Origin of the sequence: Vreelandella arctica, assembly GCF_037070215.1 — a bacterium.
Lineage (GTDB): Bacteria > Pseudomonadota > Gammaproteobacteria > Pseudomonadales > Halomonadaceae > Vreelandella > Vreelandella arctica.
The window spans coordinates 293,513-315,875 of sequence record NZ_JBANSN010000002.1; the positions used below are offsets into that span (position 1 = coordinate 293,513).

Here is a 22,363-nt window from a genome sequence, read left to right on the forward strand (position 1 = left end):
AGGGCAACAGCATGCGAGTGAACTACTTGGGGCCAGCAGTGGTGGGCGTGGAGCACCCGGCCGTGGCCGAAATGGATAGCCGAAAATTTCCGCCCAGTTGTTTTCTGGTGGAGATAAGCGAAGACGCACGCCCAGGCGGGCCGTGGATGGAGGGCGATGTGCTGGTGGTGGATGAAGCGCGATCGTTCGGCCACGCGGATCTGGTGGTGGCAGAGGTGGACGGGGAGTACCGATTGTTTAAATCCCACCGTGTGGGCAGCCGTTGCCGGTTGTTGCCAACGAATGGCGGCCAGGGCTGCTTTGTGACCGTGCAGCAGTTCAAGGGCGTGGTGGTGAGGCAGGCGAGGTGTTGGGCGGTGTAAGCGATTTCTTACAAATTGTGTCGTTAATCGCTTACAGAATGACCTCATCATTTATGCAAAAGTAAACTGGTCGCATTGAAGCACGCGTTGCTTGTAGGTTTCGCCAGAAGATTGCGGCAATGGGATGAGCCCCCGGCCATGGATGGCTGGGGTTTTCGTACCTTTACTTCCAAATTTGTTTTGCATTCCATGCATGTGCTAATTTGCATTTGACTGTATCTGCACGGTGTACCTTGGCCTGGGGGTGGAATGAGCAAAAATTTAGAAATTAACTCTTACCAACGAGCTAGTGAAGTCTTGAACCTTGTAGGTGCTGATGAACCTATCGCGGTTAACGTAGATAATTTTGTTTCTTTAATAGGTGATTATCACTTAACTGACTCTGAGCCTCCTCTTCAGTGCTGTTGCGAGAAGAAACTGAAAAAACTTTGTGGCCAAAATCACAGAAATGGATATGTAGTTGAGCTAAAAGGCAACGCGAAATCTTTGCTAGGGAGTACTTGCGTTAATGACTTCGATCCAGAAGGTGAGCTGAAAAAATCAGTAAGTCATTATGATAACAAAAAAAGATATTTGGAAAGGGTTAGTTATATAAACCACTGCTTTTATGACAAACAAAAAATCTTAAATGTTTTAAGTAAGGAGAATGATCGGTTAGGTGAAGTCAATGAGTTTGTTTCCAGTTTGATGAGGTCATTACCTTCCCGCGTTCTATCTACATTACAAGGCATGGCTAAAACCGAAAGAATAGCAGTAACAGTAGATGTTAGAAAAGTCGTTGAAGGTAAGAACAAAGAAACAGGTGAAATTGAAAGAGATGTGGATGTCTTTACTCATACTGTTGGGCATGCCCATGGTGTGAGCCTTTTTAGTCATGATTATAGATTAAAATTAATATCAAGCCTGAAGCGAAAAATTGATCTATTAAATGAATTGGAATACTTCAAACATGACACTGGGCCAAGAGTGGTTTCTAGAATTCATAAAGAGCTATTAGAGATAGAAGTAATCTGTGATCAGGCTAGAGCTTTTTGTTCGGAGCAAGTTGTTTTTGAAAATTCAGATAGAAAATATTTTATTTATCTAACGTCAGATCAAAAAGAGCGAATCAATTTATATCGGATGTGGTACTTGGGGAAATTCAGTGAGCCAATATCAATATCAAAGGCAGAACGGGAAATATCGCTAAGCGACTCTGAGATAATTAAAAAGTTTGGAGCAACCAATTTGATTATAGACGCTTAATAGTTTCAGTTTTTGACCTCACACCTTACCTGCGTCCCGAAACCACCATCATTCAGCGAGTGCGTCACTTCCGCCACCAACCAAGTGGTTGCGTCGATCTGGGGCTTGTAACCGCTGAGCGTTAGCGGCGACTCAGGCAGTATGTCCGCCCGCCCCAGTGCCAGCGTTAGCTCAAACTCTGCTAGGCCGCGCTGGATGCGTTGCCATTCGGCGCGGGCCGCGGCCAAGGCGTCCTCTTCCGTGGCGTAGGTGGGGCGCAGTTGCTTGGCGTTGTCGCCGCTGCCTGCGAGTACGGTTTTGCGCTCTGCGCCTCTTGTGTCATTCCAGTAGGCTTTTACGCCGCTGTAGGCGTCGCGATCAGTCACGCTGTAGCGGTGCTGGTCGCCGTCGCGGCGGGTGAGGGGAATGGCGGGCATGTCTTGGCCGCTAGCAGTAAGGCCTTCGCCTGCCACGGTGAACAACAAGCGCCCGGCTTTGATGGCGGCAATGGCGTCGTAGCGTTCGCCCAGGCGAGTAAGAAAATTCAGATCCGACTCGTCGGTTTGATCGATATGGCCAATGCGGATGCCGTTGAGGGCTGCGGCCACCACTGGCTCTATTTCGTTGCGGCTGGCGATAGTGGTGACGATCTCGCCCAGCGTCACATCGTGCCAACTTTGGGTACGCTTGCCGGGCAGTTGGCCGCGCATATCTGCCGATCGGGCGCGAATGGTGAGCTGGTCGGGTGTGCCGCTGTGCTGCACTTCATCTACCGTAAAGCGGCCCTTATCGATCAGCCCATCATCCAACCAGCCAAAGGCCACCTGCAGCTCGGCGCCGCGAGGTGGAATGGCGAGCTGGCCATCGTGATCGGCCAGGATGATATCCAGTTGGTCGGCTTCTAGCCCGCGCTGCTCGCGTAGCGTCAAACTGATCAGGCGGCCGTTAATGCGTGGGGTGATGTCGGTGCCATCCAACGTGATTCGATAGCCGGGCTTTGGGTATGCGTTCATACGTAGCCACCGGCTAGGCGCGCCACGGCGGGCAGGGCCAAGCGGCCGATCAGGTCGGTGCGTTCGTCATCGACGTGCTCGAGCGTGAGGTTGAACTCGATTTTTTCGGCGGCGCCGTCGCGGAAGAAGTGAGTGCTGGTTTCTTCCACACGGGTGACGACCCATAAGCCGTACTGGCGGCCGGTGCCTTCGACCAGCGGCCAGGCGTTGCCCTGGTCGGCCATCTCGCGGATCTCATCCAGACTGAAGCGCCCGCCGGTGAAGGTGGGCAGCAGGGTGCCGCTAAGGGTGGTGGTGTCGGCGCCTGGGCCAGCAAACTGGTAGGCGGGGCGCTGCCCCACGCGGGATTGGCTGGGGTGCCGCCACTCTGTAATGCGCTTGAGCTCCTGGTAGGGCACGGTGCGGGTTTCAAACACGAACATGCCTAACGCCATTAACATGATGAGTACTCCGGTTAATCGAGGTCGCGCAGTGACGAACGCTGGCGTGCCTGAGCGTCGCGTTGCGCGTTGGCCAGGGCGCGCTGCACTTCCTGCGCCACGTATTGGGCGAGCTGTTGTTCGTTCATGCCGGGGGCAGGGGTGACGTTGATATTGATATCGCCCATGCTGAAGCCGCCTGCTTGAGCGCTGGAAGTGGTCAGCGGCGGGCGGTTATCGAACTGAATAGGCGCTTGCTGCTCGATGCTGGGCATCGCTGCTGCAGGTAGGGTAGCGGCGCCCAATGCCAGCCCAGCCCCTGCGCGGGTCACGCGGCGGGCGATCTCGCGAACACGCTTGGCAGGTTCATCCTGTTGGGCAGCAAGCCCTTGGTTCAGGCCGTCCACCGTGTAGCCGCCTAACTGGGTAAACACTCGGGAAGGACTGTTGATATCCAGCACGTCGGCGAACCAGCTTTTTACGCTACCGGCCATATCGGTCACACGGCTGCGCAGCTCGCCCAGTTTGCCGGTTAGCCCGCCAATGATGCCTTCTACAATGGAACTGCCTAGGGAACTGAACTGCTCGGGGATCTCGACACCCAGCGCAGAAAGCCCGGAGGTTATGCCCCGGTAAATCAGGCCAAGCGGCGACCAGTTCAAAAGCAGCTGCGCCACGCCGCTAATGCCGTTATTGAACGCGTCTTTCACCTGCTGCCAGAGCCCTTGGAAAAACGCCTTAATCGGTTCCCAGTGGCGGTAGATCAGGTAAGCCGCGGCAGCGATCGCGGCGATGGCCACGCCAATGGGGTTGGCGAGCAGGAACATCGACACCGTGCGGAACACGCCGCCCAGCCATAGGAACGCTTTGCCTGCCATCAGGATCTGCGGGCCGACTAACGCCATGCCGTAGCGCACCATAGCGATGGGGCCGAGAATGGAGGCGAGCATCAGCGTGAGCGCGCCGCCTGCCGTGACCAGCACGGCCAGAATGGCGGCCACCTTGGTGATGGTACCGGCAAGTTTGGGGTTTTCATTGATCCAGCGGCCCACGCCACGGGTGATGGCGGTGACGTTCTGGATGAGATCACGCAGCGGGCCGTTGTTGGTCTCGGTGATGGAGATGCCTACTTCATCCCAGGCGCTGCTGAGCGATTTGAGGTCGCCGCCGATGTTGTCGGCCATGGTTTTCGCCACACGGGCGTTTTCGCCGGCGGCGTTGGAAAGGATCTCGACAAACTGCTCAATGCCCGCGCTGCCTTGCTGGGCGATCAGCTCGGCCATGCCTGCGCCGGGTTCTTCGCCGAAGATATCCTTCAGGTAGGCGGCGCGGTCGGCGTTGCCCATCTCCTCGGTGGCTTTGGCCACATCGGTGAGGATGCGGGGAATATCGCGCAGGTTGCCTTGGGCATCCTTGGCGTTGACGCCTAGATCTGCCAGCGCTCCGGCGGCGGCCCCGGTGGGGGCGGCCAAACGGGTGACCATGGCGCGCAGGGTGGTGCCTGCCTGGCTACCTTGAATACCCACGTTGCCCAGCAGCCCGGCCATGGCGGCGGATTGTTCCAGCGACATATTCATCGCCCGCGCCTGGGGGGCGACGTACTTCATGGATTCGCCAAGCATCTGCAGGTCGACGTTGGCCCGCGTGGTGGTGGCGGTAAGCACATCGCCCACGCGGCCCATCTCGGCGGGGTCTAGCCCGAAGCCGGAGAGAATGTTGGAGGAGATATCCGCCGTGCGGCCGAGATCGGTACGGTTGGCCAGTGCCAGGTTGAGCATATCCGGCATGGCGGCTTGAATGGCATCCGGATCAAAGCCTGCCATGGCCAGGTAGCCTTGGGCATCGGCAGATTGCCCGGCACTAAAGGCGGTGGTGGCTCCTAGCTCCCGCGCTTGCCGTTTAAGGGCCTGGAAGCGTTCGTCGTCAGCTTCCATGCGGGTGAGCGCCTGCACCCGCGACATCGACTCCCCGTATTCAACACCGGGGGCCAGGAGGCGTGCCCCGGCATAGAGCGCTGAACCGCCACTGGCCACCATACCTGCACCGGTACCGGCCATGTTGTTGCGCATGCTCATGGCACGGTCGTATCGGCCACGGGCTTGGGCGGTGTTGCGCTGCTGTTCTGCTAGCCGCTTTAACCGGTGCCGCTGCTCATCCACCGTGGTGTTGGCCCGCTGTATTTCGCTGGCAAGCCTGCGTTGGTCGCGGGAGAGGTGGGCGGTGCTGACCCCGTTATTGTTGAGCGAGGTACGCAACCGCTGCAGCGTTTGGCGTTCTTCATCGTAGCGCTGGGTCAGCCTGCGGGCTTGGGTAATGGCCTTTCTGCGTTCGGCGGCCAAGGCGGCGGTATCGCCCTGGTTGGACTGCATCTGTTGCGACAGGCGGCGGATGCGCTCCTGCTGTTCGCGTAGGGCGGTGGTGGTGCTGGTGGATTGCCGGGTGAGGTTGCGAAAGGAGCTAACGTCTTTCTGAGTGGCCTGCAGTTGCTTTAAGCGGTCGCGGTTTTCACGCATGGCTTGAGAGGCGCCCTGGGAGGCGCGATCAATCGCCCGCAGAGGGCGGGTGGCCCGGTCAACCGCGTTGAGTATCACCTGCAGCCTAAGATTACGCGCCACGCTGGCTCCTGTTTTCCGTGGGTGTGCTGCGTTTTCGCGCCCGTTCGCGCCACTCCATTAGCTCCCGCAGGCTGAAGTCGGCGCAGTCATCCGGTGACCAGTGGAAGACGATGGCGAGATCCGCCATAGCATCTTCCACCTGACCGGGTAGGTTTATTCGGTCTCGCCCTTGGCCCGCTTCGTCAGCAAAAAACCAGCGATCTCACCGCCACATTGGACCAGGTCAGCCGGGTCCATCTGGCGTACTTCGACGGCGGTTAGCGAAGGCGTGGAGAGGCGCGGAATCAGGGTGATCAGTGCGTCGGTTTGCATCTGCAGCACATCGGCCAGTGAGACGCCGCGCAGCTCGCCAGAGGTGGGTTTGCGCAGGCGCAATTCGGTGATCTCGGTTTCGCCACGGGTAAGCGGGGTATCCAGCGTGATGGTGGCAGCGATGGCTTGGGTAACGGCGGCTTTGGTCATGGTGGTGTTCCTGTTGAATGTGTGGGGTTAAGAGAAAAGGGGCGGTTAAATACCCAGCCGTTGACGGCGACCGGCCAGGCGGTCTTCACCGTTGACCTTGAACACGCCGTTGACCAGATCGATCTCGATCTTGGTGGAGCCGTCGATGGTCAGCTTGTAGTAGCTGAGCGTGCTGGTGACCTGGTGCTCGGTGTTCTCACCGGCCTGGGCGTCGCCCATATCGATCTCGGTGTGGCGGCCGCGCATGACGACCTCAACTGAGGAGGCGTCGTCGATATCGTCACGCTCGTAGCTGCCGGTCATGCGCAGCATGTCGGCATCGATGCGGGAGCTTCCGAAGTTGTCGAAGATGCTTTCGACCAGCCCGCCGACCGTCCATTGAACGGTCAGCAGGCCGTCCTGGCCCATATCGATACCGACGGGGCCATCCATACCACCGCCGCGCCACTCTTCGATCTTGCGGGTGAGGGTGGGCAGGGTGATGGCCTGCACAATGCCCTGCCAGCTGTCGCCGTTGCTGAACAGGTTGAGGTCTTTGAGCTTTTTGGGGAGTGCCATGGGGTCTCTCGCTAATCAGTTCAGGCGGTGGCCGCAACGCGCTCGGCGAAGTCAGCCAGGTACGAATCGGTAATGCGCTGCTGGAAGCCGAGATCCTCTAACGGCGGCACCGGGGTGTAGTCGTAGTCGATGCGCAGCTTTCCGGCCTTGAGGGAGGTCTGGGTGTTGAGGTCTTCGTTTAGCCAGGCGTTAGCATCGACAATCAGCCCCAGGGTTTTCAGCTCGCGGAACTTGGCGTTGAGTCCTTCGATAATGTCCCGGGCCAATGAGGCGTGAAGGGGCAGGTCCACCGCCCAGAGGTGCGCTTCGGCCACGGTGTCGGCGAGGATCTGCGCGGTGCGGGTGTAGTTCTCGAACGGGAACAGGCTTTGCGGCCCGGCGCAGGTGCGCGAGCCCCAGAAGCGGTAACCGCTCTGGTTGACCAGGGTGGTGACATCGGCGGCGTTGAGCAGTCCCGCATCGGTGGCGGGGGATTGCAGATCCCAGAACACATCTTTATTGATGCCGGTGACGCCGTTGACCACCACGTTACTCAGGGTTTTATGCCAGCCCACGGTTTGATCCAGCTTGGCGCGCAGGCCCAGGGCGATGGCCACGGGGCTGATATCCACCGTATCGGCATCGTCGGTATCGAACGCTTGCCACTGGGGCCAGATGGGCATCAGCTCACGTGCGCCAAATTCATCGCGGTAGGCAATCACCTCCGAAACCGTTTCGCAGCCGTGGGCGTAGAAGTAGCCAAAGGCGCGCAGCTGCTGCAGCACCGAGACCATGGCGGTGGCCACCGGCTGGGTATCCAGGTAGGGCACGCCAATAATGCGCGGCGTAACGCCCAGCTTCTGCTTGGCGGTCAGCAGCGCCTGCAGGCCGGTGCGCTGGCCCAGCTCCGTCGTGGTGCCAATCACATTGGCGGTGGTTTCGTCGTCGTCGATGCCTTCCTCTACCCGCACCACGACGATGATCGGCTTGGCTTGCTGGCTGATGGCGGTGAGGGTGTCTTTCAGCGTGCCCTGGGTACCGGCCTTACCAATGGCGGTATCTACGTTGGTGACCAGGGCGGGCTGGTTAAGGGGGAAGGTAGTGGCATCCGCATCGGAAGCGGTGCAGACCACGCCAATCACCGCCGTGGAGACGGTGCGAATGGTGCGCGTGCCGTCGTTGACTTCCGCAACGCGCACGCCGTGGTGGTATTGATCGAGTGCCATGGTGGCTCCTGCGCAGGTTCACTTTAAATGTTGTGAATTCACGCAGGTATCGTGCGGGGGCTTGGGGGAGGGTGGTAGCGGTGTTGGGTGTGAGTGGGGCGGTTTACACCGTGGGGTGTGAGCGGGCATAAAAAAGCCCGCCGTGGCGGGCTTAGTTGGTTAGTAAGTGGGCGGTATAAATGGCCATAGCATATGTATTGCAGTCGCTATATTGACCATAATTTCAGTGATTTGGACTAACAGTTCGGCTTTCATAGGTGTGCCTCTACTGATAAATCCACGACACTAAATGAGGAAAATGTACACAAATAGTGTATTTTTTCCTTGAGCTTGCCTCTGCATATGTTAGTTTCATTCATAGGCTAATCACCTATCGTGTTACGGCGCGCCAACGCCTTATGCGAATTTAAAGCCTCAGTTCCCAAGACTGAGGCTTTTTCGTCTATTGCTGATTTCTTCATCTGGTTGATTTCATACCTCTTAATGTTGGGTTGCAGATCACATCATACGTGTCATCGAAATGAAGTATAGACTTGACCACCCACCATATGAGGCACTTTTTTAACTATTTTCTACTATATGTAGAAAAATCAGCACGTTACTCTTTTGACAACATCAAGCACGCTATAGACTGTTTTTCTTGTTAAAACCGCTGTACACCATCTTTTTGCTTAAAATACACACAGCCCACTGATTAGCGGGCTGTGTTGGGCTGTGTTCGTTTAGAGCTTCTTTCAAAACCCTTGAAATAGCTCGTCTACTTGCCTAGCTTAGCGAATATGGCGAAGAAGATTGTACCTGATGAACTCTGGGAAATTGTCGAGCCGATCTTGCCACCTGAACCACCCAAGCCTGATGGTGGCAGGCCACGTGTTTCCAACCGTGCCGCCTTGACCGGCATCCTGTTTGTGCTTAAGTCAGGCATCCCTTGGGAGATGTTACCTCAAGAAATGGGGTGCGGTTCCGGCGTCACTTGCTGGCGACGACTGCGTGATTGGCATGAAGCTGGTGTCTGGATAAAGCTTCATCAGACGTTGCTGGAATACCTGCAAGAAGCTGAACAACTGGACTGGGATCGTGCTTGCATGGATAGCGCCTCCATCAAGGCAAAAAAGGGGGATCCGCCATCGGCCCAAACCCGACAGACCGTGGGCGACCCGGGACTAAACGGCACCTACTGACGGATCGAAAGGGAACACCGTTGGCGGTCGTTCTTTCCGGGGCCAATATGCATGACAGCGTTCCCCTATCTGTTCTGCTAGACACGGTAACCCCCGTCGCAGGTCGTCTTGGTCGTCCTCGCCAGCGACCCCGTAAGCTTCACGCCGACAAGGCATACGACTTTGCTCGTTGTCGCCGTGCCTGCAATAGACGCCATATTCAGGCTCGTATAGCCAGACGTGGTGTGGAAGATACTCAGCGACTAGGACGCCATCGCTGGGTGGTTGAAAGAACCTTCGCCTGGCTGGAACAGATGCGTCGACTCGCAACACGATATGAGCGGCGTACTGACATCCACTATGCGTTCACTTTACTGGGCTGCTCCCTGATCTGCTTGAAGCGGCTCATACGATAGTTTTGAAAGGCGCTCTTAGTCTCAACGCCCATGTTTTCGTCAGCCAGTAGTGGTCGGGTAGGCAAAGTAGTTCGCTTCTGCAACACGTGCGTCGTGGTGATATTTATCGAGTGACGTAGTGGATCCTGCACAGGTTTACTGGAAAGTGTTGAATTCACGAAGGAACAAGTGCAGGTGATTAGCGGTGCTGGGAGGGAGTGGGGCGGTTTACATCGTGGGGTGTGAATAAAGCCCGCCCTAACAAACATAGGTGAGCTTTTTATCTTTGCTTGATGCTTTTTATTGAGCGGATGGGTTTTAAGTTGATATTTTTGGGACAGGGTTTAGCTTACATGTGTTGTATGGAGTTGACAAAACACTAGTAAGGTAAAAATGAAGTCACTCCCAGCAGATAAACCCTTCTTTAGTGTCTTTTGCGGACTGAATTAACTCCCAGTCATAAATACCATAGCCAAGATATGATTTTATTTTTACAACTTGAAATTCGGTAAAGGAGAAATAATTATCAAAGGCAGTGTCCTTTATGGAGATGCATGATCCTTTGGTGTGATTGACACTATCGTAAATAATTCCTGAGAGCTCTTGGTATGTATTAAACAAGACGCTGGTATATGCACTTGTGAGCTTGTAAGTCACTGAGTTTCCTTTTTTTGAAAACCAGTCGCTAATAAACGCATCTAAAATAAAGGCAACAATATTTTTTGGATCGGCATGTATCTCTTTGATTTGTTGCTTTACTGCATCAGGTAGTAAACAATTTCCTGAAGTTCGGCGCCAGATATCTAGAGCCCCCAGCCTTAAAAAAAATAAATCTTCAGTTGGGCGAAGTCCTGCTATTCCAACGTAATCACCTTCTTGAGCTCCTAACTCAGAGAATATAAGCTCATATCCAATGCCTGCATAGCAAACGGGTAAGTTCGGTTTATTACACCTACCATAAGATAAACACAACTTATTGGGAGGGTAGGATAGCTGCTCGACCCTATTCAATGAATCTTTCTCGATTATTCTTCCTCTGAGCAAAGAGTTACTTGTTTTAATGGGCTGGATAATGTTAGGCACACCCTCGGTGAGATGATCAAGTATTGCATATAAATCTTCCCATGTGAGTCGGCTTGCTGCCCCGCCATTAATTCTTTCTATGTAATCGACGTACTTTTGCTGTTCGGATTGTAAATCTTTTGTCATTTTATTTGAGTCCTCTTCCAGCATATTTTAAAAGTTGGTTCACTGATGGTGCCATTCTCGGCCAATAGGGCGGTGCAGTAGTCGTTATTCTAATGACCGGTTTTGCGGTTGCATGGATCGGTTGTGTGTCCTGGTATCTTAATTTTAATTCTAAAAAAAAAGCAAGCTTCTCTAAAGAGGCGTATGGCTGTGCTGGTTATGCTTAGGTGTAAGGAGTTAGGGTTATGGGCATTATGAAAGAAATAAAAGTAGCTAGGAGAGCGAGCCAATGGATTCCATTTCGGTAGGTGCAAAACTGATGTCGATCTTACTCAAAGGTGCCTATTCCAAACACATGGAGTGGAAGTTTGAGAGGTTGGAAGAGCGAGCACGTCAAGGAGGAATGAGTATTGAGGACTTGATTGCTAGCGATGATCGGTTTGCCGTTTTTATGAGAGTGGCCAGAGCCTTTGAACACTGCTCGAACACGGAGGTCGTTGATTATTTAGCTGACGCAATGATCGGTAGCATCAAGTCGGGGGATGTAGAAGACAAGCCCGATTTTGTGCAAATGGCCGTTGGTGCATTGAGTGGAGTAACGAAAACTGAGCTTGATATTCTAGTGACGATGCATCGCCATCAGATCTACGTTGATGGGGATTTTCGCCGCGATCATGAAAGTAACCGCGAAGCGTTCATCAAGGAGTGCGAAGACACTCTAGGAATTGAGAGCACGATGCTATCGGCTATTACTAACGGGCTAATGCGCACGAGTTTGGTAACTAGCGACTCACCTGGCTTGAGTGGCGCTGTGCAGAACCCGAACTCGCTCTCACCGCTAGCACGTGAGCTGTTTTCGTATATCAATTTAGCTCGCCGACTGACAGAGTAAGCCCGCCGGGTGGCGGGCTTGAGTGGCTTTAGGTTTCGGTTGCGGCAGATGTTTCTGCAGACTCAAGCTGCTCAGCTTTAATCGCTTCCAACGCTGCCGCAAACTCCCCAGCGATATCGATAGCGTTGAGCGCTTCGGCATCTTCGGCGGCGTTAATTTTCTCACTGACGCGGCGCTCGGCCGTGAAGCAGGGCTGCACATGCTGGGCCACTGCTTTGGCAATTGGGGTGATCTCGGCCAGCGTGATCGTGACCCATCCGTTTTCACCTTTGAAGTCGGCGGTCGTTAGGAAACTATCGCGCAGCGTGGTATATGCCGCGTTGACTTGCGCTTGGCTTTCACGGTCGGTGCGAATTCGGGAGCCGTCGGGTAGCTCAACGCCGCCGGTTTCACGGTTATAGCGGACAGCGGCTAGTTCTCGTTGGGTAGCTTCTTTGCTTATATTGCCGTGCAACTCCCAATCACCATGTGGTGCAAGGATCTCCAGCGTTTCGGTATCGACATCGGCTACCGTTCGCCGGTAGCGCAGCACGAAACCGGATACTTGGTCATAAGCGGCGGTATACTCGTAGCCCTTTTCAAGAGAAGTATCGTTTGCTGGGTCTTGATACAACATCCCCACGTTAATCGCACCCGGTTCGGGCTGGTAATGCGCAGAATAAAGCCGTGCAATGCCAGAGGCGATATAATTAGATGATGGAACGGAAAACATGGCTTAGCCTCCTAGCGGAATACTTTGCAGTTGGGTGGGCGAGACGTTGATGGTCATGCAGCCGGAAGCAATACTGGTTTCGTTACTCCATCCTAATAGCCAGCCCGCTGATGTTTCGGCCAGACGAGTCGTGCCGTCGTACACGACAATGTCAGCATTAGCATCACCATTTGACGTATCGAGCCTGCATGCGATATAGACGGCTCCTTCTTTGTCAATACAAGCTGCCTGGGTGCCGGAACCCATGTCTGATGGGTTAATTGCTGCTAAAGCAGCCGTCGAGTCACTAATTGTCCAGAACTGGCCGTAATAACTAACGGCATAACCTAACTGCTTAGCCTCAGACCAAAACATGCCGCCATACATGTAATTTGGTGGTGTGCCATTAAGGATAGGAGAGGTGGCTCTGAACCCGCCATTAATGGGATCGGTAGTGACGTATCCCCAAAACTCCCCTTCGTATTGACGGATCATGAATACGCGATCCAGATTGCCCGAATAAAATGGCAGCCCTACTCCACTCCCCGAGCTTGCAATACTCCCAACCGTCGCGGCAGATGCCGGGGCGAAAACCGACATGTCATCGGCAGCGGAGGTGTTTTGACCTCCAATGGCGATGGTGTCGGTCTTGGCCATGTATGCGATGCCATAACCGCCCACGGAGTCGACCGAGTACTCAGCCTCCACGGTCATCGTGGCGGGATCGATCTTGATTATCCCTTTGTTCCCACCACACCATAGATAGCCACCGCCGAATGTGACCATGGTTCTGCCTGGCGCGTATGTCGCGTCTGACAGATCGCAATAGCCGATCAGATTGCAGTCTTTATCAAACTTGGCGACCCCGCTGGAAGATCCGCCGACGTAGAGATATTCGTCGTCGCCCCAGACGATGCCTGTCTGAGCGTGTCCAACAGTTGGACCATTAGTAAATGCCGCCCCGATGGTGCTCCACTGGCGTCCAGTGCCATCCATGTTGGCGACCGGCTGTAGAGTAGACGGATCAACTTTCACCAACGTGCCAGTCCCGTTAATGGTGGCGAAGTAAAGCGCCTTGAACGTGGTGACCGTTGTGAACGATGATTCTGGCGACCTGTCACTGCTGGGCAGGCTGTTACCGTGATGCTGTGCTTCCGGTCGGTACGTTTTACCCTCTTTAATAACGCCTGCTGGCAGGGCGATACTGGTCAGGTTGCTGATGTTGTTGAGCGACTCCCAAGCCACATTATCTTCATCGTCATAGAGCCACCAGCTGGTTGCCCGTTGGGTGTCCACACCTGCCGGGAACGTTTGAAACGCACTGGTTTCCAGGATTGGTTTCTCGTGTATGTTGGTCGCGCCATTAACGGGGCTCGTGATCGTGGGCTGCACGATGTATTGAGCCGTGGTGCGAAACGCGATCACGGCAGCGGGTGCCGAGTCGCCCAGGGTAGCGCCGGTATAGGTCACGCCGACAAACAGGTCGGTGTCGAGCGGCAGCGCCTCGTCGGGCCGCCAGCTGGTGAGATCCTCGCTGGTGGTGACCTCGATCACGATGTCTGTCAGCGCCTCATCACGGGCAACGACCCATGTTGCTGATGCCTGATCATCAAAACTCGCCGGGTAGGTTGCAAAGGCGGTCGCGCTGAAAGTGGGCTGTAAATCCACACCGGTATCGCCGCTACCGGGGTAGGTGATTTGTGGCGTGCGCACACGGGGCGCTCCCACGGCCAGGGCGTAGGTCACACCGGCACCGTCACGGGCGATGTTGAGATCGAGCGCGCCATCGGGCTCGCCTGCGTCCAGCACCAGGGTGAGCGTATCGCCGTCGCGGGTCAGCGTGCCCCGGCTGGCGTTGGCTGAATACTCGGCGGCGAAGTCAAAATCGGTGATCACGTATTCGTTGGTGGTGCCGGGGTAGATCAGGCCTTCGCCGGTGAGCGAGACACGGGCGACCTCGATCTCGCCGACTTCCTCGTTTTGGACGAACAGCACTTCATCACCGTCGCTTAGCTCGCTTTGAAAGCGCACTTGCGTTGCGCCCAGCGGCTGCCAGCGGTGACGGCCATAGCGCTCGCCGTTGACGTAGACCGCTAGACCCTGGGTGGTGACACCGGTGAGGGCGAAGATGCGCTGGCTTTCGACGGCAACACGGCGCTCCTCGCGAGACTCCACCTGCACGCCGATGCCTTCTTCTGGAGTGAACCATACGGTGTCGCCGGGCGCGTTGCTGGCCTTGCGCAGCAGCTGATTAACGGTGCCATCTTCCGGTAGCAGCATCGGCCGGATCTCGTCGATGTCTTGCTTGGTCGCTATAGTGATGTAGTCCGATATCTTCGCCGTGACGTTTTGCGCGTTGCCCACCACGGTGTAGAGATCAAAGACATTTTCGACCAACGTCGCGCCGCCACCGGCGGGCAGGAAGTCCGGCTGGTCTCCAGCGTTTGAGTAGCTGTAGAGCTGTTCTTCGCCAGTGTCCGGGTCTTCGGCAAATACGCCTAGCTCGCGCACAAAAAAGCCGTTATCCAATGACTCATTGGTCATGATGACGCGCATGCGTGAGGTGCCGTCGCCGATCACTTCAAAATCTTGGATGCTGAGCGAGAGCTGCTCATTATCTAGCGCTGCCATCGCATCCGGTGCCGCGCTGATCCCGTCGCCGAGGGCGACGCGGGAAAACGTTAAAGGCGCGCCGATCTGGGCTTTGGCTTGTAGGTTGCGGCCTGCCTGGGTGAGCACTAAGCCGGGAAAGTTGGCCATCGTTTTAACCTCTTACGGTGATATGACGGTGTTCGTGATAGGCGGTTGAGTGGGCGGTAGCGGCTTCGCCCATCACCAGGCGTAGCTGCCACGGTGAAATGCGAACGCGTGACGCGCAGTGCTGCGCGGAGCCGGTGTTGAATCCACTGGGGTCGTTGCGGGGTGTTGCCGGGCGCGGCCCCATGCGGGTATGCACGCCTTGCGCGGTGGCGGTGGCCAGGGTGATTGCCTGGGTAATACGACTTCGAATGACGATGGCTTCCAGCCAGCTGCGTGCGTTCTTCGCGGATTCGATTAGGCGAATTAGACGCTGGTAGTCGCGCTCACTGGTGAACGCACCTTCGCTGACCACACGAAAATGGAAGGGCTGGCCACCGTAGTTAAACCATTCCTGCACTTCGGCTTCGTCAAAGATGAGATCCACGGCGCGCTGCACCGCTGCCGGTGTGCCTTTGTGCCGGTGCAGGTATACCGAGGCATCTATCGCGTTGCGCTTTTGTTCCTCGCTCCACTGTTCATCCCACTCATCTACTGAAAGCGCCCAAGCGAGCCAGGGGAGCAGCCGTTCGGGGCACTCTTGCGGTCGCCACAGTGCGCGAATCGGCACACTAATGGTGTCGGTGCGGCTTAACGTTTCACTGACGGCGCGTTCTGTGGCAGTGGCGTTGGGCGGTAGCAGGTGGTTAGCCATTGACCACCTCGCTTGCAAGCTCGATAGCTTCGCAGTAGGGCGCTTGTTTGCGTGTGGTGGAGAGGGTGGCCGTGGGGCTGAGTAACTCGACCCGCTGCACGCCAGGTTGATGCAGGGCGGCATACACACCAGAGAGGGTGACTTGCGCACCAATGCGATGCTGTTCCTGGGTGTAGGCTTCGGCTGCGGCCAGGGCGTTTTCACGTACTACGGCGGCTTCCGGCCCCGGCAGAATGTGAAGCACGGCTTGAATGGTGTAGGGCACTATTTCGGCGCTGATGGCGGTTGAGTTATCCGTTAGCGGCCGGGTATCCAAGACATTGATGGCAGCATCGACAGTGCTTAATAGCTCGGACGGTGCTTCGCCATTCTCGAATTGCGACAAGACGACGACGGTAACGTAGCCGGGAGCTTCGCTAAAGGCGTCGGCATCTTTGACATCGCCGCTGGCACTGAGGGCGTGATAAATGTAGGCGCGCTCTGGCCCGGCGGTGCTGAGGCCATCCAATGACAGCAGTACGCGGCGGCGTAGGGCGTCGTTGACTTCAAAGGTGGGTGGTACCGGCGGGGTGGCGTCTGGGTCGCCGGGGTCTATTCCTAGCCGCTCCACATCGAACAGTGCGGCTAGGTGTTCGAGGTCTTCATCTTGCGCGTAGGCGAGCATCACCGCCTTAGCGGCTTCGTTGATGCGTTGGCGTAGCAACAGCTCACGGTAGGCGGCCACTTCTAATAGTTTGGTGAGTGGCTCGCTTTCCAGGGCGAGGGTGTCTGCCAGTTCGGGATCTCGGCTGATTAGGTCGGCGGTTAGCTCGGCGAGGATGGTTTCATAGTCGAGGGGCTCAATCACCGCCGGGGCGGGCAGCCGTGAAAGATCAATAGGGCTGTTCATACGTTCCCCCTGAGCGGCACGGCCAGACTGACGCTTTCACCGGTATCGACACGGCGGCCGCTAATGATGAGATCAAAGCGTCCGGGGCGTTGGGTGGAGACTTGCCGGGTGACTTGCTGCACGCGAATGCGCGGTTCCCACTTCATCAAGGCCACCACCGTAGCGGCGTAGGCACGCAGTGCGGTGGGGCCATTCAAAGGCTGGTCGATCAGTTCCGGCAGCAGCGAGCCGTAGTCCCGACGCATCACGCGGGAGCCAATTGGGGTGGTGAGAATGTCCGTCACCGATTGCTGGATGTGGGCCAGCTGTTCCATGGTGCGGCCGTTCTTAGCGTTCATGCCGGGCATTTCATTTCACCTTGTATTGGCCAGCGCTGGAGCCGCCGGTAACGGGTACTTCAGCATTGGCCTGCACTTCATCCACCACCGCGTTGGCGATCGCTTCCGCCATGCGGTTGACCCAGCTGTGTTCGCCCGTGGCAGTGGCCCCTTGGCTCTGCATCTCGCTGATGATTCGGTTTTTAAGCTGGGCTTTGCTAAGGGCCATTACTTACCTGCCTTAACGGTGCTGCTACCGTCGCCATGGGGGTTGCCGGTGAAGTGGCAGATATGCTGCTGAGTCACCACGCCGGTGCCCTGGTTGTGTTTGATCAGGGGGGCATCCACGGTCACGGTGCCTTTGGCCTTAACTTCGATGGGGCCTACGCAGTCGATGAAGAGCCGGTTTTTGCTGTGGTCGTACTCGATGCGGGTGCCATCGGGTAGCCATCGCCCGATCACATTGGGATCGCTGGAGGGCGCTGGGCGGGCATCGCTGACAATGCCGGTTAACACCACGCCTGCGGCGGGGTCGCCACCGGGGGAGAAGACAATCACCTGCTCGCCCTGGGTGGGTGGGTCCCAGTCTCGCGTGGTGCCTGCGCGGCCTTCGATCCACGGCAGCCAATCCGTTAATAGCTCGCCGGTTTTAACGCGCACACGGGCAGCGGCGTGATCCACCTCGGCGATGGTGCCGAGGCGGATCAGGTTGTGCAGCAGGCGGAGGAGTTCGGGAATGTTCATAGCCGCTATCCTGCGGCGGCGTTTGGCGAAGGCGAAGCGGTGGCGGGTGTGAGTGGGGTTATTTACACCGAGCCGCTTATACCGAGCTTAGGTGATGAAGCACTGAATCCATGATGTGCTCTTGATCCAGCGCTGTGAAACCGAGCAGTTCTCGCTGGGCGTACTCGACGCGGGGGCCGTCGCGGCTGACGCGATCTTTTAGGCCGCGTTGGTGGGTGGTGGCAATGCGGGCGACATTGCCAAAGAAACCCACCACGGCGGTGTCGCCCTGGGCGGTGGCCTTGAGCCACTTCGCGGTGGAGAGCTTGCTGAACATGGCGCGGCGTTTGATGCTGCCTTGCTGGGCGCGCAGGCGTTGTTCCTTACGCGGGGCGTAGGGCGTGCCGTCCGGGTTGGTTTGGGCGCGTATTCGCTCCCGCTGACGGCGGCGAAGATCTCGCGCTACGTGGCGGGCCAATGCTCGGCGCTGCTTAACATCCAGCTTGGCCAGCAGCGGGCCGACCCACTCTTCCAGTGCTTCCATATTATCCGCCATGCGCACCTTCCCACTCGGCGACCAGGGTGTAGTCGGCGTCCACCTCGCTATCACGAATCAACAGTTGCCAGCGAGGGGCCGGGCAGCCGGTGACCTCGAAGCGAGGCAGGGCGTGGTCGACCTTGATCTCACCTTTGTCGCAATCCATCTTGGCCAGCACCCGCTCGGTCAACTTCACCCGCAGGGCGACATCCACGGCGTTGTGGCTGAGGATCTCGGCTTCGAAGCTGATGGCTTCCGTTGGGTCGGCATCGGGCTGGTATTCGGCCAGCCATTTCAGCAGCGGCACGATGATGGTGTCGAGATCCGCACTGAAATCGGTGAGTACCAGTTGGGCGGTGAACTGGTATTCGTGGGTAAGGTTGGGGCCCCGGCGAAATTCGATGCTGCCTTCTTCCACGAAGGTAAGCAGCCGTTCGGGGTCGTTGGCGAGTGCCGGTACGGCGTTAATCAGATGGGCGCGTAGTAGGTGGAGCTTTTTCATCGGCGTTCTCATGGCAGGCGATGACGGCATCGACCTCGGCGGCGCACTGTGCCCAGGCGGCTTCGGTGCGTTCCAGCTGTAGGTCTAGCTCGCCATTGGTGAGCGGGTTACTGGCGGGGAGCGTGCAGGGGCTCGGCGTCGCGCACTGATTGGTGATAAGCATCGGCGCCGGTGACGGCGGGGCGGCGGCGCATCCGGCTAACAGCATCAGGCAGGCGAGCGGTAGCCCAAGCGCGAAGCGTTTCATTTTCACGGTGTAGTTCCTCGATAGTGGTGAGGCGGTTTGAAGCGGTGCGGGCCAGCGACGCCTGCTGCTGGGCCAGTGCGCGACGTTGATTGGCCTGGCGGCGGGCGTTGTCCCATAGCGCATTGATCACCACCATGTTTTGCGCTTCCCGCTGTAAAGATTCGGCCAGCTGCTGTTCGGCGACATCGGCACGGGCCTCGGCGGCATTGGTGCGCTGCCATAGCGCCCAGGTAACGGCAATGACCAGCGCTAAAATCACCACGGCGGCGAGTAGGCGGTTCATGGTGCTAACCCCTCCAGACACAGTTCACGTTCGGTAGCGCGGCGTTTGACCAAGCCGTTTAACCGCCTGCCACTGGCATAGACCCAGCGGCTTAGCTCATGGCAGGCGCCGTGAAGGTCGCCAGCGTTGAGCTTGCGCAGCAGGGTGGAGTGGGCGAAATTGCCTGCCCCCACGTTGTAAACAAAGGAGGCAAGCGCGGCGCGGGTGGGCGCTGATAGTGCGACCTTTGTGCGGCGATCGACCACTGCAAAGGCATCGCCCAGATCCTGCTGCAACAGGGCGGTGCATTCGGCTTGGCTGAGGGTTTGCCCCAGGCGGGCGGTTTCCGTGTGGCCGTAGCAGATAGTAGGAATCCCCACCGGGTCGCGGTAGGCGGTGGACTCATACCCTTCGTAAAACGAGACCACAGCGGTGGCGATACTGATGGCACCGGCGGCCAGGCTGAGGCCGAGTTTGGTTTTAAGACCCACGGCGTTTCTCCCAGTATTGGCGCAGGCGGGAGAGGTAGCGGGGAACCAGTAGCCCGATCTGCAGCGCGAGGTATAAGAGGGTTAGCACGGTGACCCAGTCGGCGGGCGTCATGCCACCAACGTGCAGCAGCGAGACGACGGCTGGGGGCGCGGCCTTGGCACTTTCGGTGGTGATTTCAAAGTGGTGGCTCATTCGGGCCTCGGCGATTTAAAACGTTAATCCCACAGGTTCACTGTGGGGGCGCGTTGGGTGGCCTGGGGGATGGCGGGTAAGATGACGGGCGTGCCGTGGGGCAGTAGCGGCCCCAGGTCAGCCAAGCCTGGATTGGCGGCGAGCACCTGCTCGGTGACGCCCTGGGTGGTGCCATAAGCGCGGTAGCAGAGGGCATCCAGGGTGTCGTGCTGCTGTGCGTGTACGGTTGTTGCGCTCATATCAGCTCGACCGTGCTGTGTGGCCGACCTTCGATCTCGCTGATCGCCCAGGCGGCATCGCGGCGGTAGCCATCGGCAGGGTCTTGCAGGCGTTCGCCGCGCTCCTGGCCGCTGTTGGTGGCGTCATAATCCGCGTAGCGTTCCAGCAGGCTGGCGTGGGCAGTGGAGTAAACAGCGCGTAAATAGAGCACGTTGAAGACTTCCGGCGTTTGCCAGACCGGAATCGGCAACGCTTCCATGGTGGGGTAGCCCGCCTTGACCTTGGCTTGCTGCCAGTGGCGCAGTACTCGGTTCACGGTGGCCATGGCTGCCTTCAGTGCGGTTTCGATGCGAGCGTGGGTAATAGTGGTATCCAGCCGGTGGGTTTCCCGGAAGTCGCTGGGCTGGATCGCAGGCCAGAAGCCGTTGTTTTCTATGGCGGTGGCTTCCGTTTCGCTGGTGGTGCCTGCCGAGATAAAGCTGCTCATCGGGTTACCTCAATTCAATAAAAGGGGGTGGGCGGCGTTCGAGCGACAGCGTTAAACGCCTGACTCTTACGTCGCGCCCCCTGACGTCGGCGGTCGACTCGGTTAGCTGTCAGCCTTTGGCTGTGCAGCGTTTTGTTTCAGCTCGCGTTCCAGGCGTTCGAGATCTTTCTTCACGCCTATGCGGTCGTTGAGTGATAAAGCGCGCTCCAGATTGACCTGGGCTTCTTCCAACTGGCCGGTGGCCCGGCAGGCGTAACCCAGCGCTTTGTGCAGCTTTGCGCGGATCTGATCGTGCATGTCAGCGTCGCGGGTGAGCAGCTCTACATCGATCAGATGAACCAGTAGGGCGGTGGTATCGGCTTCCTCTTCATCCAGCTGCTTTAACGCTTGGTCGGCGACTTCTTCGGCAATGATGGCGGCGGTGCCGCGCTCGAACTGATCCGGCGGGGTGAGGCCGTGCTTGGTAGCGTACTTGGCGATCGCAATGGCACCGGCTAGGTCTCCAGCATCAATACGCCAGAGCATCACGCGCATCAGCACATCGTCCTGGGCGCCTTGCCCGGCTTCCAGTACGCCGGCGATGTACTCGGCGTACTTGGGCAGGATCTCGCGCTTGATCTCGGCCTTGCGCTCCATGGATTGGGTGGATTTGAGCAGGCGGTAGTCTTCAAACAGCGCGGCTTGCATGAGCTCATACGCTTCGCCCTGCATGGGGGTTTCGCCCGCGTCAGCGGCCGCTAGGGCGGCGCTGACGCGTTCAAAGTGGCGGCGGGCTGGGCTGGTCATCGTATCTCCTTAACCGTTCAGCGCTGCTGGAGACAGCTCGATGTTTTCCACTAGGCAGCCCGCACCGAAGTCCTCCACCACATAGGCGTCGTTGGAGGATTCGAAGTTCTCCACGCGGTTTCGTCGTGGGTTCTCGGTGACGTAGCGGCGGCGGGCACCGTTCTGCCAGTAGACCGAGAGGTTATCCAGGGTGGTGACCATCAGCGCGTTATCGGGGAAGAAGGGCACATCCATGCCTTGCAGCCCGCCAATACGTTTCTGGCTGATGACTAGGTCGGCAGCCAGTTGCTCTGAAGGGGGGAGCTGATTGAGCAGTGGGAAATACTTATCAGCCATTAAATTGCGACCGAGGATGACCACTAGACTCGGCAAGCGACGGAACCAGGGGTCAAGCAGGCTATTGACTACGTCTTGGACAAGCGCGTCTAGCGTGGCGTAGTCACCGACAATCCCGGTTTTATTGCCTTCGGCATCTTTTGTGGAAGTGTGGTCGATTAGGATCTTGCCGTTGGTTTTACCGTCCTTCATTACTCGCTGAGGCGCCCGGGTGCGGTAATGCTGCAGCCAGCCGATGTTGACGTCTTCCAGGTAGGGGTTGGCCACCGGGTCGGTTTGGGCAGCGGCGGAGGTGCCGTTGAAGCCGATCATCATTCGGTCCAGCGCCTGCTGACGAACGATCACATCACGCACCATGGCCTGGAAGTTGGGGAACTTGGCCCAGGCATCTAGCTTGGCGTAACCCAGATGAGTGTCGAATTCGGTCATTCGGCACTCGTAGCCTTGGGCGTCCAGCGTGGTGAGGTCGCGGGTTTTGCGATCCTGGTTATTGACGTTGGTGCGGGCGGCGATGGGGCCGGTGACACCGAGGGCGAGCTTTTCGCCTTTCAGTTCATCGACGCCGACCATGTTGATGCGCGAGAGGAAGTCGCTGGACTCCTGAATGCGCTTCTCCAGGCGTTGCTGGATGGTGGGGTCGACGGCAAATTTCTGAGTGGCGTCCGGGACGCCGTTGAGCTTCGCCACTTTGGCGGCGAAGTTGTTGAAGTGCGAGCGGGTATCGTTGCGCATGGGCGT

29 protein-coding genes are annotated in these 22,363 nt (G+C 57.4%); 4 read left to right on the forward strand and 25 right to left on the reverse strand.

Annotated features, from left to right (window positions below; genetic code table 11):
• The first annotated feature begins 11 nt into the window (after positions 1-11).
• Positions 12-362 (forward strand): S24/S26 family peptidase, encoded by a 351-nt coding sequence (locus V8L70_RS02915; RefSeq protein WP_336268782.1) that lies wholly within the window; start codon positions 12-14, stop codon positions 360-362.
• Positions 363-611: 249 nt separating this feature from the next.
• Positions 612-1,607: a hypothetical protein gene (locus tag V8L70_RS02920; protein WP_336268783.1), complete on the forward strand. Its 996-nt coding sequence runs from the start codon at positions 612-614 to the stop codon at positions 1,605-1,607.
• Between the two features lie 5 nt (positions 1,608-1,612).
• Here the strand turns inward: V8L70_RS02920 and V8L70_RS02925 are convergent, their stop codons facing one another.
• Genes V8L70_RS02925 through V8L70_RS02955 form a run of 7 tightly spaced genes read right to left on the reverse strand, consistent with a single transcriptional unit; the run spans position 1,613 to position 7,765 of the window.
• A complete protein-coding gene (locus tag V8L70_RS02925; RefSeq protein ID WP_336268785.1) occupies positions 1,613-2,599 on the reverse strand; it encodes a phage late control D family protein in 987 nt (328 codons plus the stop codon).
• Positions 2,596-3,039 (reverse strand): phage tail protein, encoded by a 444-nt coding sequence (locus tag V8L70_RS02930; protein ID WP_336268786.1) that lies wholly within the window; start codon positions 3,037-3,039, stop codon positions 2,596-2,598. Before V8L70_RS02930 ends, V8L70_RS02925 begins: the two co-directional genes overlap by 4 nt.
• 14 nt (positions 3,040-3,053) lie before the next feature.
• Entirely contained in the window at positions 3,054-5,633 is a 2,580-nt protein-coding gene (locus V8L70_RS02935; protein ID WP_336268787.1) for a phage tail tape measure protein, read from the reverse strand.
• Complete coding sequence (locus V8L70_RS02940) at positions 5,623-5,760, reverse strand: GpE family phage tail protein (RefSeq protein WP_336268788.1); 138 nt, start codon at positions 5,758-5,760, stop codon at positions 5,623-5,625. The genes V8L70_RS02935 and V8L70_RS02940 overlap by 11 nt, the downstream gene beginning before the upstream one ends.
• Before the next feature lie 26 nt (positions 5,761-5,786).
• On the reverse strand, positions 5,787-6,095 hold the full coding sequence (locus V8L70_RS02945; RefSeq protein ID WP_336268789.1) for a phage tail assembly protein: 309 nt from the start codon (positions 6,093-6,095) through the stop codon (positions 5,787-5,789).
• A gap of 45 nt (positions 6,096-6,140) precedes the next feature.
• Entirely contained in the window at positions 6,141-6,653 is a 513-nt protein-coding gene (locus V8L70_RS02950; protein ID WP_336268790.1) for a phage major tail tube protein, read from the reverse strand.
• Between the two features lie 20 nt (positions 6,654-6,673).
• Positions 6,674-7,765, reverse strand: coding sequence for a phage tail sheath protein (locus tag V8L70_RS02955; RefSeq protein ID WP_431313208.1), 1,092 nt, complete (start codon positions 7,763-7,765; stop codon positions 6,674-6,676).
• Between the two features lie 872 nt (positions 7,766-8,637).
• Here V8L70_RS02955 and V8L70_RS02960 point away from each other — a divergent pair.
• Positions 8,638-9,434, forward strand: a protein-coding gene (locus V8L70_RS02960) for an IS5 family transposase (RefSeq protein ID WP_336268792.1) whose coding sequence is annotated in 2 segments (ribosomal slippage) — positions 8,638-8,974 and positions 8,974-9,434 — 798 coding nt in all. Because the reading frame shifts where the segments join, the coding sequence is not laid out codon by codon here.
• Positions 9,435-9,812: 378 nt separating this feature from the next.
• Here the strand turns inward: V8L70_RS02960 and V8L70_RS02965 are convergent.
• Positions 9,813-10,622 (reverse strand): hypothetical protein, encoded by an 810-nt coding sequence (locus V8L70_RS02965; protein ID WP_336268793.1) that lies wholly within the window; start codon positions 10,620-10,622, stop codon positions 9,813-9,815.
• Positions 10,623-10,890: 268 nt separating this feature from the next.
• Between V8L70_RS02965 and V8L70_RS02970 the strand changes: the two genes are divergently transcribed.
• Positions 10,891-11,493, forward strand: coding sequence for a hypothetical protein (locus V8L70_RS02970; RefSeq protein ID WP_336268794.1), 603 nt, complete (start codon positions 10,891-10,893; stop codon positions 11,491-11,493).
• A gap of 28 nt (positions 11,494-11,521) precedes the next feature.
• On the opposite strand, the gene V8L70_RS02975 is transcribed toward V8L70_RS02970, so the two are convergent.
• The 17 genes from V8L70_RS02975 to V8L70_RS03050 form a co-directional block, all read right to left on the reverse strand.
• Entirely contained in the window at positions 11,522-12,205 is a 684-nt protein-coding gene (locus tag V8L70_RS02975) for a DUF4376 domain-containing protein (RefSeq protein ID WP_336268795.1), read from the reverse strand.
• 3 nt (positions 12,206-12,208) lie between these two features.
• Complete coding sequence (locus V8L70_RS02980) at positions 12,209-14,944, reverse strand: phage tail protein (protein ID WP_336268796.1); 2,736 nt, start codon at positions 14,942-14,944, stop codon at positions 12,209-12,211.
• 4 nt (positions 14,945-14,948) lie between these two features.
• On the reverse strand, positions 14,949-15,635 hold the full coding sequence (locus tag V8L70_RS02985; protein WP_336268797.1) for a phage tail protein I: 687 nt from the start codon (positions 15,633-15,635) through the stop codon (positions 14,949-14,951).
• Positions 15,628-16,524 (reverse strand): baseplate assembly protein, encoded by an 897-nt coding sequence (locus tag V8L70_RS02990; RefSeq protein WP_336268798.1) that lies wholly within the window; start codon positions 16,522-16,524, stop codon positions 15,628-15,630. Before V8L70_RS02990 ends, V8L70_RS02985 begins: the two co-directional genes overlap by 8 nt.
• Complete coding sequence (locus V8L70_RS02995; RefSeq protein WP_336268799.1) at positions 16,521-16,862, reverse strand: GPW/gp25 family protein; 342 nt, start codon at positions 16,860-16,862, stop codon at positions 16,521-16,523. Before V8L70_RS02995 ends, V8L70_RS02990 begins: the two co-directional genes overlap by 4 nt.
• A 10-nt stretch (positions 16,863-16,872) precedes the next feature.
• Positions 16,873-17,070, reverse strand: coding sequence for a hypothetical protein (locus V8L70_RS03000; protein ID WP_336268800.1), 198 nt, complete (start codon positions 17,068-17,070; stop codon positions 16,873-16,875).
• A complete protein-coding gene (locus tag V8L70_RS03005; RefSeq protein ID WP_336268802.1) occupies positions 17,070-17,585 on the reverse strand; it encodes a phage baseplate assembly protein V in 516 nt (171 codons plus the stop codon). The genes V8L70_RS03000 and V8L70_RS03005 overlap by 1 nt, the downstream gene beginning before the upstream one ends.
• A gap of 76 nt (positions 17,586-17,661) precedes the next feature.
• On the reverse strand, positions 17,662-18,120 hold the full coding sequence (locus V8L70_RS03010) for a phage virion morphogenesis protein (RefSeq protein ID WP_336268804.1): 459 nt from the start codon (positions 18,118-18,120) through the stop codon (positions 17,662-17,664).
• A complete protein-coding gene (locus tag V8L70_RS03015; RefSeq protein WP_336268806.1) occupies positions 18,110-18,604 on the reverse strand; it encodes a phage tail protein in 495 nt (164 codons plus the stop codon). The genes V8L70_RS03010 and V8L70_RS03015 overlap by 11 nt, the downstream gene beginning before the upstream one ends.
• Positions 18,567-18,812 carry an Rz1-like lysis system protein LysC gene (gene lysC, locus V8L70_RS22875; RefSeq protein ID WP_431313209.1) on the reverse strand — a complete coding sequence of 82 codons (246 nt, stop codon included), beginning with the start codon at positions 18,810-18,812 and terminating at the stop codon, positions 18,567-18,569. Before lysC ends, V8L70_RS03015 begins: the two co-directional genes overlap by 38 nt.
• Positions 18,712-19,134, reverse strand: a complete 423-nt coding sequence (gene lysB, locus V8L70_RS03020; protein WP_336268807.1) for an Rz-like lysis system protein LysB — start codon at positions 19,132-19,134, stop codon at positions 18,712-18,714. Before lysB ends, lysC begins: the two co-directional genes overlap by 101 nt.
• Entirely contained in the window at positions 19,131-19,604 is a 474-nt protein-coding gene (locus V8L70_RS03025) for a lysozyme (protein WP_336268808.1), read from the reverse strand. The genes lysB and V8L70_RS03025 overlap by 4 nt, the downstream gene beginning before the upstream one ends.
• Complete coding sequence (locus V8L70_RS03030) at positions 19,594-19,797, reverse strand: hypothetical protein (protein WP_336268809.1); 204 nt, start codon at positions 19,795-19,797, stop codon at positions 19,594-19,596. Before V8L70_RS03030 ends, V8L70_RS03025 begins: the two co-directional genes overlap by 11 nt.
• Before the next feature lie 23 nt (positions 19,798-19,820).
• The gene (locus V8L70_RS03035; protein ID WP_336268811.1) at positions 19,821-20,036 is read right to left on the reverse strand and encodes a tail protein X; all 216 of its coding nucleotides are present in this window, start codon (positions 20,034-20,036) and stop codon (positions 19,821-19,823) included.
• Entirely contained in the window at positions 20,033-20,503 is a 471-nt protein-coding gene (locus V8L70_RS03040; RefSeq protein ID WP_336268812.1) for a head completion/stabilization protein, read from the reverse strand. Before V8L70_RS03040 ends, V8L70_RS03035 begins: the two co-directional genes overlap by 4 nt.
• A 102-nt stretch (positions 20,504-20,605) precedes the next feature.
• The gene (gene gpM, locus V8L70_RS03045) at positions 20,606-21,289 is read right to left on the reverse strand and encodes a phage terminase small subunit (protein WP_336268814.1); all 684 of its coding nucleotides are present in this window, start codon (positions 21,287-21,289) and stop codon (positions 20,606-20,608) included.
• Between the two features lie 9 nt (positions 21,290-21,298).
• Complete coding sequence (locus tag V8L70_RS03050; protein WP_336268815.1) at positions 21,299-22,357, reverse strand: phage major capsid protein, P2 family; 1,059 nt, start codon at positions 22,355-22,357, stop codon at positions 21,299-21,301.
• Positions 22,358-22,363: the final 6 nt, after the last annotated feature.

Coding starts and splice junctions, on each gene's coding strand:
- V8L70_RS02915 (WP_336268782.1), top strand. CDS start 12: ATGCGAGTGAACTACTTGGGGCCAGCAGTGGTGGGCGTGGAGCACCCG.
- V8L70_RS02920 (WP_336268783.1), top strand. CDS start 612: ATGAGCAAAAATTTAGAAATTAACTCTTACCAACGAGCTAGTGAAGTC.
- V8L70_RS02925 (WP_336268785.1), bottom strand. CDS start 2,599: ATGAACGCATACCCAAAGCCCGGCTATCGAATCACGTTGGATGGCACC.
- V8L70_RS02930 (WP_336268786.1), bottom strand. CDS start 3,039: ATGTTAATGGCGTTAGGCATGTTCGTGTTTGAAACCCGCACCGTGCCC.
- V8L70_RS02940 (WP_336268788.1), bottom strand. CDS start 5,760: ATGGCGGATCTCGCCATCGTCTTCCACTGGTCACCGGATGACTGCGCC.
- V8L70_RS02945 (WP_336268789.1), bottom strand. CDS start 6,095: ATGACCAAAGCCGCCGTTACCCAAGCCATCGCTGCCACCATCACGCTG.
- V8L70_RS02950 (WP_336268790.1), bottom strand. CDS start 6,653: ATGGCACTCCCCAAAAAGCTCAAAGACCTCAACCTGTTCAGCAACGGC.
- V8L70_RS02965 (WP_336268793.1), bottom strand. CDS start 10,622: ATGACAAAAGATTTACAATCCGAACAGCAAAAGTACGTCGATTACATA.
- V8L70_RS02970 (WP_336268794.1), top strand. CDS start 10,891: ATGGATTCCATTTCGGTAGGTGCAAAACTGATGTCGATCTTACTCAAA.
- V8L70_RS02975 (WP_336268795.1), bottom strand. CDS start 12,205: ATGTTTTCCGTTCCATCATCTAATTATATCGCCTCTGGCATTGCACGG.
- V8L70_RS02980 (WP_336268796.1), bottom strand. CDS start 14,944: ATGGCCAACTTTCCCGGCTTAGTGCTCACCCAGGCAGGCCGCAACCTA.
- V8L70_RS02985 (WP_336268797.1), bottom strand. CDS start 15,635: ATGGCTAACCACCTGCTACCGCCCAACGCCACTGCCACAGAACGCGCC.
- V8L70_RS02990 (WP_336268798.1), bottom strand. CDS start 16,524: ATGAACAGCCCTATTGATCTTTCACGGCTGCCCGCCCCGGCGGTGATT.
- V8L70_RS02995 (WP_336268799.1), bottom strand. CDS start 16,862: ATGAACGCTAAGAACGGCCGCACCATGGAACAGCTGGCCCACATCCAG.
- V8L70_RS03000 (WP_336268800.1), bottom strand. CDS start 17,070: ATGGCCCTTAGCAAAGCCCAGCTTAAAAACCGAATCATCAGCGAGATG.
- V8L70_RS03005 (WP_336268802.1), bottom strand. CDS start 17,585: ATGAACATTCCCGAACTCCTCCGCCTGCTGCACAACCTGATCCGCCTC.
- V8L70_RS03010 (WP_336268804.1), bottom strand. CDS start 18,120: ATGGCGGATAATATGGAAGCACTGGAAGAGTGGGTCGGCCCGCTGCTG.
- V8L70_RS03015 (WP_336268806.1), bottom strand. CDS start 18,604: ATGAAAAAGCTCCACCTACTACGCGCCCATCTGATTAACGCCGTACCG.
- lysC (WP_431313209.1), bottom strand. CDS start 18,812: ATGCTGTTAGCCGGATGCGCCGCCGCCCCGCCGTCACCGGCGCCGATG.
- lysB (WP_336268807.1), bottom strand. CDS start 19,134: ATGAACCGCCTACTCGCCGCCGTGGTGATTTTAGCGCTGGTCATTGCC.
- V8L70_RS03030 (WP_336268809.1), bottom strand. CDS start 19,797: ATGAGCCACCACTTTGAAATCACCACCGAAAGTGCCAAGGCCGCGCCC.
- V8L70_RS03035 (WP_336268811.1), bottom strand. CDS start 20,036: ATGAGCGCAACAACCGTACACGCACAGCAGCACGACACCCTGGATGCC.
- V8L70_RS03040 (WP_336268812.1), bottom strand. CDS start 20,503: ATGAGCAGCTTTATCTCGGCAGGCACCACCAGCGAAACGGAAGCCACC.
- gpM (WP_336268814.1), bottom strand. CDS start 21,289: ATGACCAGCCCAGCCCGCCGCCACTTTGAACGCGTCAGCGCCGCCCTA.
- V8L70_RS03050 (WP_336268815.1), bottom strand. CDS start 22,357: ATGCGCAACGATACCCGCTCGCACTTCAACAACTTCGCCGCCAAAGTG.